General features: G+C 40.1%; 2 protein-coding genes. Both read left to right on the forward strand.

What is annotated here, in order from left to right; translation table 11 throughout:
• Positions 1 to 355: 355 nt before the first annotated feature.
• Positions 356 to 1,450: a non-hydrolyzing UDP-N-acetylglucosamine 2-epimerase gene (gene wecB, locus EGI24_RS14410; RefSeq protein ID WP_255049169.1), complete on the forward strand. Its 1,095-nt coding sequence runs from the start codon at positions 356 to 358 to the stop codon at positions 1,448 to 1,450.
• A gap of 52 nt (positions 1,451 to 1,502) precedes the next feature.
• Positions 1,503 to 1,772, forward strand: a complete 270-nt coding sequence (locus EGI24_RS14415; RefSeq protein WP_255049171.1) for a hypothetical protein — start codon at positions 1,503 to 1,505, stop codon at positions 1,770 to 1,772.
• Positions 1,773 to 2,069: the final 297 nt, after the last annotated feature.

A 2,069-nucleotide genomic window follows, 5' to 3' on the forward strand; every position in this document is an offset into this window, starting at 1 on the left:
TCTTGATGTTTAATTATTGAGGGACTATTTTTACCACAGAGAATTAAGAGTTTTGCATGGAGTGACACTGAGTATTTGAACCTTTGTATCTTTTTGTGGAATAGCTGGCTATCTTAATGCATCACCATTGAGGAAGTTTTTAACATTAAGTTTATTAAAAGCATTTAGATATTTTGATTCCTAAATGCCCTTAATTCTCTTAATGTTAAACATTTGAGGCTATTTTTTTTAACATGAAGTGCATTAAGATATTAAGAAAATTAAGATATTTTCTATACTTATTTACTTAATGTTTAACCTTTCAAGAATCAGAGTTTAATTATATTCCATTAATTTTGAATTTTTAATAGCACCCATGTCAAAACTCATAGATATTATTGCAGGAGCACGCCCCAACTTCATGAAGATTGCTCCCATTATCGACGCTTTTAAGAGCCACCATTTCGAACAAAAAGGAATAAACTTCCGCCTAATACATACCGGTCAGCATTATGACAAGAATATGAGCGAGACCTTCTTTGATGAGCTGGGCATACCCCATCCAGACATCAACTTGCAGGTTGGCTCAGGTACTCAGGCTGAACAAACCGCCAAGATAATGGTGGCTTATGAACAAATTTTACTAGAAAAACCCTCTAATCTTTGTATCGTCGTAGGTGACGTGACTTCCACCATGGCTTGTTCCATTGCTGCCAGAAAACTCCATATAGACGTAGCACATATTGAAGGTGGTATTCGCTCTTATGACGAAACCATGCCCGAAGAAATCAACAGGAAGGTCACCGACGCCATTACCAATTATTTCTTTACCACATCTGAGGTAGCCAACCAAAACCTAAGAAGGGAAGGCATAAAGGAGGAAAAGATTTTCTTTGTGGGCAATACCATGATAGATACCCTGCTCAAGAATATTACTCGGCTCAAACAACCTAAGATTTGGGCTGAAAATGGACTAAAAGAGCAAGCATACATTGTGATGACCCTGCATCGGCCTGCCAATGTCGATGATCCTGCTAATCTACTTCATCTCGTCAAAATAGTCAGTGAAACGGTGGCACCCAACAAAATAATCTTTCCGATACATCCACGTACCCGCAAAGTGTATGAAAGCCTTGATTTGCAGCCTGAGAATATCATCCTCTCCGAACCCATGGGTTATTTGGAATTCAACTATTTAGTTAAAAATGCCAAGGTGGTCATTACCGATTCTGGTGGTATCACGGAAGAAACCACCGTCATGAAGGTGCCATGCCTGACGCTGAGAGACTCTACAGAAAGACCAGAGACTTGTACCGTAGGCACCAACCAACTCATCGGCACCGACCCGAATAAACTGATAGAACCTCTAAAGGATATTTTTGCAGGCAACTGGAAAAAAGGCGAAATCCCTGAGCTTTGGGACGGAAATACGGCGGATAGGATTGCGGAGATATTGGAAAGGATTGTATAGTGAATAGTTTTTAGGCTATTGGTTAGTTCGAGCGTGCCAGTTCGATTGTTCCTTGTTAGTTCGAGCGGTAGTCGAGAACACGTTTTCAAATGCCAAATACAACGTCAGTTCGAGCATTTCGAAATTTGATTTGCTAAAATCAAATGAAGAAACGGCCTTAGGTCTGGGCGGCGTTCCGTTCGAGAACACGTTTTCAACTGCCAAATACAACGTCAGTTCGAGCATTTCGAAATTTGATTTGCTAAAATCAAATGAAGAAACGGCCTTAGGTCTGGGCGGCGTTCCGTTCGAGAACACGTCTGGAAATGCCGAATACAACTAGTTCTTAAATCAGTACTGTGTACATCTCGACTCCTTTTGTCAGTTCGAGCATTTCGAAATTTGATTTGCTAAAATCAAATGAAGAAACGGCCTTAGATACAACGTCAGTTCGAGCATTTCGAAATTTGATTTGCTAAAATCAAATGAAGAAACGGCCTTAGGTCTGGGCGGCGTTCCGTTCGAGAACACGTCTGGAAATGCCGAATACAACTAGTTCTTAAATCAGTACTGTGTACATCTCGACTCCTTTTGTCAGTTCCAAAAACCTAAAAGGTTTTCTCTAATAGTTATTATTGAA

Origin of the sequence: Lacihabitans sp. CS3-21, from assembly GCF_024343675.1 — a bacterium.
In the GTDB taxonomy this organism is placed as follows: Bacteria; Bacteroidota; Bacteroidia; order Cytophagales; family Spirosomataceae; genus Leadbetterella.